Source organism: Pseudooceanicola lipolyticus (assembly GCF_002786325.1).
GTDB lineage: Bacteria > Pseudomonadota > Alphaproteobacteria > Rhodobacterales > Rhodobacteraceae > Pseudooceanicola_C > Pseudooceanicola_C lipolyticus.
This window is the reverse complement of the sequence record NZ_PGTB01000179.1, coordinates 1-6,920: the sequence shown is the minus strand read 5'-3', so window position 1 is coordinate 6,920 and position 6,920 is coordinate 1. Positions and strand designations below refer to the sequence as shown.

The 6,920-nt window shown below is 66.4% G+C and carries 7 protein-coding genes; 1 reads left to right on the top strand and 6 read right to left on the bottom strand.

The features are described 5' to 3' along the window. Window positions 1-191 (bottom strand): DUF938 domain-containing protein (locus tag CVM52_RS22200; protein WP_133119936.1); only part of this gene is annotated, 191 nt, incomplete at its 3' end. A gap of 856 nt (window positions 192-1,047) precedes the next feature. Between CVM52_RS22200 and CVM52_RS22195 the strand changes: the two genes are divergently transcribed. Continuing rightward, window positions 1,048-1,587 (top strand): type 2 periplasmic-binding domain-containing protein, encoded by a 540-nt coding sequence (locus CVM52_RS22195; protein WP_100164562.1) that lies wholly within the window; start codon window positions 1,048-1,050, stop codon window positions 1,585-1,587. A gap of 140 nt (window positions 1,588-1,727) precedes the next feature. Here CVM52_RS22195 and CVM52_RS22190 read toward each other — a convergent pair whose 3' ends face one another. The 5 genes from CVM52_RS22190 to xdhC form a co-directional block, all read right to left on the bottom strand. Further along, window positions 1,728-2,807 (bottom strand): BMP family ABC transporter substrate-binding protein, encoded by a 1,080-nt coding sequence (locus tag CVM52_RS22190; RefSeq protein WP_100164561.1) that lies wholly within the window; start codon window positions 2,805-2,807, stop codon window positions 1,728-1,730. Between the two features lie 57 nt (window positions 2,808-2,864). Beyond that, the gene (locus CVM52_RS22185) at window positions 2,865-3,794 is read right to left on the bottom strand and encodes an ABC transporter permease (protein WP_100164560.1); all 930 of its coding nucleotides are present in this window, start codon (window positions 3,792-3,794) and stop codon (window positions 2,865-2,867) included. 3 nt (window positions 3,795-3,797) lie between these two features. Further along, the gene (locus tag CVM52_RS22180; RefSeq protein ID WP_100164559.1) at window positions 3,798-4,877 is read right to left on the bottom strand and encodes an ABC transporter permease; all 1,080 of its coding nucleotides are present in this window, start codon (window positions 4,875-4,877) and stop codon (window positions 3,798-3,800) included. A gap of 36 nt (window positions 4,878-4,913) precedes the next feature. Then, complete coding sequence (locus tag CVM52_RS22175; RefSeq protein ID WP_100164558.1) at window positions 4,914-6,431, bottom strand: ABC transporter ATP-binding protein; 1,518 nt, start codon at window positions 6,429-6,431, stop codon at window positions 4,914-4,916. Beyond that, window positions 6,428-6,920, bottom strand: a 493-nt coding sequence (xdhC, locus tag CVM52_RS22170) for a xanthine dehydrogenase accessory protein XdhC (RefSeq protein ID WP_100164557.1), incomplete at its 5' end; no start/stop codon positions are given. The genes CVM52_RS22175 and xdhC, both read right to left, overlap by 4 nt.

Below are 6,920 nucleotides of genomic sequence, written 5' to 3'. Positions count from 1 at the left end.
CGGGCGGCAAAGGCGGCAACATGCTGGCCGGTGCCGCTGGCCAGTTCCAGCGCGCTCCCACGCGCCGGGGCGAGATCGGCCAGCAGGTCGCCCAAGGGCCCGGCATTGCGCGCGGCGGACGGCGCGAACAACCGCCCGTCGGGGGTGGTTTCGGCAAAGCTGGCGGTGGAGGGAACGTCGCGTTTGGGCATGGCGGCCTCTTTCGGTTTCGGGGTGGTACAGTCCGGCCCGGACTCCTTGTGCCGCGAGGCAGGGGGCGGAGGCAAGAGCAGGCGGGCCTGCGCCCGGCCGCCCCGAAGGCTGGGCGCTGATCCTCTGACGCGCAATTCGAAGGCTGCAACCGTTGCAACGCGGAAACGGGCGGGTCGATCGCCAGCCTGTTGCGGTAAAGGGTGCGCGCGAGCGCCGGGAAGGCCCGAAGCGCAGGCTCCGGTCCGAGTCGCGCTCGACGCTCCGATCCCTGCCATTCGCGGAATAAAGGGCCGCAGGCCCGCCGCGCATTGCCGGGCCGCCCCCGGGCCCGGCGATCTGGTTAGGCTGGGCGCAGAGCTGTGAGCGTTTCGGATTTGGCCGGGATTAATCGAGGGATTCCGCGCTCAGGCTCGCCGCGCCGCGGCCCGGCGATGCTCGGCTTGTGACCGAAACCCGAACATCGGCTTTGTCCGCTCAGCCGAGCTTGGCGCGCCCGGGGGCCGGGCGGTTTTGACTGGAACGGTCGAATGATTGTTTCGAGCCCAAAGTGAACGATGCTGCGGTCTGCGCATTGGTCGGCTTTGGGATGCTGCCCAAAAGGAGTATTCAAGAGCTATGCTCAGTAGTCCTTACGAACCCAAACGCCGCTACACTGGAAAGATCGCTGATCCAAGCCGGTGGGTGCCGGGCTGATCTCCGGACAGGCGCCGAAGTCCGGCTTCAGAGTCCAGGACGCCAAATGCCGAAATCGCCAACGCGGGTGGCGTGTGGCCTGCCGGGTTGGTATCGCAGACCCCGCAAGCCTGGTATGACGCCGCCATTTCAAGCGCCTGCGCATGTGAAACCGAGGTTTGGATGGCCAGTTCGACGTTTGCAACATTGGGGCCCGAAGGCAGCAATCACCACCTGGTGTTACAAGCCTATCTTGAACGCGAAGAGATCGCCGCCACGCCTCTCTTGTGCGATGATTTTGGTGCCGTTTTGCAGGCATGCACGCGCGACGCCGCCGACCATATCTTCATCTGCGCGGCCCACGGTCGCTGTGGCGAAGTCGTGGGGGCGGCGCAATACAAACTTGGTCTGAAAATCACGGATGTATTTGTCGCAGAGAGTCAGCCCTTGGCAATCCTGCATCGCAAAGAGCGCCCGAGGTCGATTGCCCTCCACCCGGCAACACGAGAATACGCCAGCCTAAGTGCTTATGAGGAGGTGATCGAGGTCAGCTCCACCGTCGCGGCCGCCGAAGGGTTGCGGGCAGGGGCGTGGGACGCGGCCCTTACTGCAACGCGGTTTGCGGGTGATGGATTGACCATTGCAAGACATATCCCGCCGCCCCGTGATGCCTGGCTGGTTTTGGGTGGGGTTGACCGGTCCACGGTCTGGAAACTGGGATAGTTTCAACCGGAATTCAGACGACCCGGGAACTGGGAGTTTGGCCGGCTTGGCGGGGCGCCCACGAGGTCACGGCCCCAAGCGGCAGCTTCAATGCAAAGGGCGCACCGCTTGGTGCGCCCTTCGTTTCGCCGGTGCGCCGCTTATTGCGGGATCTCGCCGGTGATGCCTTCGACATAGAAGTTCATGCCGGCCAGGGTGCCGTCATCCGGGGTTTCGCCCTCGGCCAGCCAGGGGGTGCCGTCCTGCTTGTTCAGCGGCCCGGTGAAGGGGTGATATTCACCGCTGGCGATGGCCTCGATCAGCGCCTCGGCCTCGGCCTTCACATCGGCGGGCACCGGGCCGGTGATCTCACCGATGCCGACCATCCCGGCCCCGATGCCGTCCCAGGTGTTCGCGCTTTCCCAGGTGCCGTCCAGCAGCGCCTGCACCCGTTCGATGTAATAGGGCGCCCATTCGTCAATGATCGACGAGATCCGCGGCTCGGGCGCGTATTCGTACATGTCCGCGGCCTGGCCAAAGCCCAGCCCGCCCTTTTCCTTCAGCACCGCCAGCGGCGCGGTAGAATCGGTATGGGCCAGCACCACGTCAACGCCTTGGTCCAGCAGCGCCTGGGTGGCGTCGGCTTCTTTCGCCGGGTCGAACCAGGTGCTGATCCAGATCACCGAGATTTCGACATCCGGGTTCACCCGCTTGGCGTTCACATAGGTCGAGTTGATGCCGCGGATCACCTCGGGGATCGGGAACGAGCCGATATAGCCGATCTTGTTGGTCTTGGTCATGTGACCGGCCAGAAAGCCTTCGATGGCGCGGCCCTCGTAGAAGCGCGCGGAATAGACGCTGACATTGGGCGCGGTCTTGTAGCCGGTGGCGTGTTCGAATTTCACGTCCGGGAACTTCTTGGCCACGTTGATCGTCGGATCCATATAGCCGAACGAGGTGGTAAAGATCAGGTCGGCGCCGGACAGCGCCATCTGCGTCAGCACCCGCTCGGCATCGGCTCCTTCGGGCACCGAGGCCTGTTCGACCAGTTCGATGGCGTCGCCGAAATGTTCCTTCATCGTCATCGCCGCGTGGTGATGGTGCTGGCTCCAGCCGCCATCATTGACCGGGCCGACATAGACAAAGCCGATCTTCGGCGTGTCCTGGGCCAACGCGGCACCGGCGCCCAGCGCCAGGCTGGCCGCGGTCATCGCCCCGGCAAGTAGGGTTCTGCGTTTCATGAGATACTCCCTTGTTGGAAATGGTGCGGGGGCTGCCCCCCAGTTGATGGGTCCCGGTCACCGTCCGGCATGGAACATCCGGCCCAGCGAGGCGGGTGCGGCGCCGGCACCGGCCGAGCGGGCCGAGATGACGACGAGAACGAGGATGGTGATGACATAGGGCGACATCGACAACAGTTGCACCGGCACGTTGACACCCGCCGCCTGCAGGTTCAACTGCAATACGGTGACTCCACCGAACAGGTAGGCGCCCAGCAGCGCGCGCCACGGTTTCCACGAGGCGAAGACGACGATGGCCAGGGCGATCCAGCCGGCACCGGCGGTCATCCCGTCGGTCCATTGCGGCACCCGCACCAGGCTCAGATAGGCGCCGCCCAGACCGGCGCAGGCGCCGCCAAAGGCGATGGCCGCGACCCGGATCGCCACCACCTTGTAGCCCAGCGCATGGGCGGCCTCGTGGTTTTCGCCCACCGCGCGCAGGACCAGGCCCAGCCGGGTGTATTTCAGCAGCGCCCAGACCCCCAGCACGATCAGCAGGCTGAGATAGACCATCAGGTCGTGCTGGAAAAAGGCGCGGCCGAAGAACGGCAGGTCCGACAGGCCGGGAATGTCCAGCCGGTAGGACCGGGGCGGGTTCTGCCCGCCATAGCTCTGCCCCAGCAACGAGGACAGGCCGAGGCCGAACAGGGTGAGCGACAGGCCCGAGGCCACCTGGTTGGCCAGCGCGAATTGCGTCAGCAGGGCAAAGAGCAGCGACAGCAGCGCGCCGCCCGCCGCCGCGCCGAGAAACCCCAGGGTGGGAGAGCCGGTATTCACCGCCATGGCAAAGCCGCAGATCGCGCCGGTGATCATCATTCCCTCGACGCCCAGGTTAAGCACGCCGGCGCGTTCGGTGACCAGTTCGCCGATGGCGGCCAGCAGGATCGGCGTGGCCGCCACCATCAGCGACGCGACCAGCAGGGCGGATTGGGTGGCAGAGAGATCCATGGCTCAGGCAGCCTCGCGCGTTTTCAGCCGCAGCCGGTAATTGGTGAAGAGGTCGAAAGCCAGCAGGAAGAACAGCAGCATTCCCTGGAACACCTGGATCGCCGCCGCCGGCAGCGCCAGGTTGGATTGCGCGATCTCGCCGCCGATATAGGTCAGTGCCATCAGCAGCCCGGCCAGCAGGATGCCGACCGGGTGCAACCGGCCCAGGAAGGCGACGATGATCGCGGTAAAGCCATAGCCGGTGTTGAAATCGATGGTGACCTGTCCCGCCGGTCCAGCCACTTCGAACAGCCCGGCCAGCCCGGCCAGCAGCCCCGAGGTGCCCAGGCAGAACAGCACCAGCCGCGCCGGGTTGACCCCGGCAAACCGCGCCGCGCGCGGCGCGTCACCGGTCAGCCGGATGTTGAAACCCAGCATGTGCCGGTTCAGCAGGATATAGGCGAAGATCACCGCGATCAGCGCGGTGACCACGCCCCAGTGCATCCCGGCATTCTGATCGATCCAGCTGCTGGCAGGGGTGTAATCGTTCAGGTTGCGGCTGCCCGGAAAGCCGAAGCCTTCGGGGTTTTTCAGCAGGCCCAGCGCCATCGAGGCGAGGATCTGCTCTGCCACGTAGACCAGCATCAGCGAGACCAGGATTTCATTGGTGCCAAATTTGATCTTGAGAATGCCGGGGATCATCGCCCAGGCCCAGCCGCCCAGAGCGCCGGCGATCACCATCAGCGGAAAGATGTACCAGGCCTCCAGCGGGTAAAATGCCAGCCCGACGGCGGCGCCGGCCAGCGCGCCGATGATATATTGCCCCTCGGCGCCGATGTTCCAGATGCCGGCCTTGAAGCCCAGCGACAGGCCGATGGCGATCAGCACCAGCGGCGCGCCCTTCACCAGAAGCTGCGGGCGGTAATAAAAGGCGAATTCGCCGAACAGCGGTTCCCAGAAAATCGTGCGGATCGCCTCGACCGGGTTCTTGCCCAACAGCGCGAACAGCAGCCCGCCGAAGACCATGGTGGCAATCACCGCGATCAGCGGCGTCGCGACCGACCAGGCGCGCGACGGTTGCGGGCGTTTTTCCAGGAGGATCATGCGGCATGCTCCGCGGGGGCTTCGGTCCCCGACCATTCAGACATCCGCAACCTCCATGCCATGTGCTCCGCCCATCATCAGCCCGATTTCCTCTACCGTCAGCCCGGTGGTTTCGCGCGGCGCCGACAGCCGCCCTTCGTTCAGCGCCGCGAAGCGGTCGGCGATCTCCATCAGCTCGTCCAGGTCCTGGCTGATGCAGATCACCGCGGCGCCGCCCGCTGCCAGATCCAGCAGCGCCTGCCGGATCGCCGCCGCAGCGGCGGCATCGACGCCCCAGGTCGGCTGGTTCACCACCAGCACCGCGGGGTTCTGCAACACCTCGCGCCCGATGACGAATTTTTGCAGGTTGCCGCCCGACAGCGACCGCGCCGCATTGCCGGGGCCGGGGGTGCGCACGTCGAAGCCCTTGATGATCGTTTCGGCAAAGCCCTGCGCCGCGCCCCATTTCAGGAAGCCGCGATTCTGCAGCTTCTCGCGCACCCAGCCGGTCAGCAGGGCGTTTTCGGTCAGGCTCATATCCGGCGCGGCGGCATGGCCCAGCCGTTCCTCGGGCGCGGTGAGCAGGCCAAGATTGCGCCGCGCGATGGGGCCCAGCCGGCCGATCGGCCGGCCCTTCAGCTTGACCGCGTCCGCATCGGTCAGCACCTCGCCGGTCAGCGCCGCCAGCAGCTCGTCCTGGCCGTTGCCGGCAACGCCGCCGATGCCCAGAACCTCGCCTTCGCGCACCGTCAGGTGGATGTTCTTCAGCGAGGTGCCAAAGGCGGAGGGCGAGGCCACCGACAAGCCGGTGATATCCAGCGCCGCTGCGCCCAGATCGCGCCCGGCGCGGGTGGGGGTTTTCAGCGAGGCGCCAACCATCAGTTCCGCCATGTCCCGCGCCGAGGTGTCGCGCGGTACGCATTCGCCCACATTCTTGCCCAGGCGCAGCACCGTGGCATGGTCGCACAGCGCCCGGATCTCCTCCAGCTTGTGCGAGATATAAAGGATCGCCGTGCCCTCCGAGGACAGCTTGCGCAGCGTCTCGAACAGGATCTGCACCTCCTGCGGGGTCAGCACCGAGGTCGGTTCGTCCATGATCAGCAGTTTCGGATCCTGCAACAGGCAGCGGATGATCTCGACCCGCTGCCGCTCTCCGGCGGACAGATCGCCGACCGTGCGATAGGGATCCAGCGGCAGGCCGTAGGTTTCGCTGACCTCGCGGATGCGGCGGGCCAGGTCGCGCATCGGCGGCGGGTTCTCCATGCCCAGGGCGATGTTCTCGGCCACGTTCAGCGCGTCGAACAGCGAAAAATGCTGGAACACCATGGCAATGCCGTCGGCCCGCGCCGCACGGGGTTCGGCCGGGGCATAGGGCTTGCCGCGCAGGGTCATGGTGCCGCTGTCGGGTTTCACCAGCCCGTAGATCATCTTGACCAGCGTCGACTTGCCGGCACCGTTTTCGCCCAGCAGCGCATGCACCTGGCCTTCGCCGATGTCGAAGGACACGTTGCTGTTGGCGACGACGCCGGGATAGGCCTTGGTCAGCCCCTTGATGCTGAGAAGGATGTCACTCATGCGCGGTGCTCCTTGCGGGCATTGGCGGGGGGCAGGTGCAGCAGCGCGGCCGCCACGCCCAGGGCGATGGCCTGCGGATGTTTGCCCAGCGCCGGGTCGCCGATCGGGCAGGTGATGCGGGCGATCTGTTCTTGCGGGTGGCCCAGCGCCGCCAGCCGCGCTCGGAACCGCGCCCATTTGGTGGCCGAACCGATCAGCCCGGCCCAGGCGAAGCGGTGGGTCAGCAGCCGGTGGCACAGGTCCAGGTCCAGCGCGTGGGAGTAGGTCAGAACCAAGTGCATGGCGTCATCAGGCGCGCGGGAGACCAGCAGCCCCGGCTCGGCCGCCGGAAGCGCGGCCACGCCGGCGGGCAGCGGGTCGGGAAAGCGCTCGGGCACGGTGTCGATCCAGGTGATCTCGAACTCGGGCAGGGGGGCCATCACCCCGGCGATGGCGCGGCCGACATGGCCGGCGCCCCACAGCCACAGCGGCCGCGAGGGGCGGTGCACC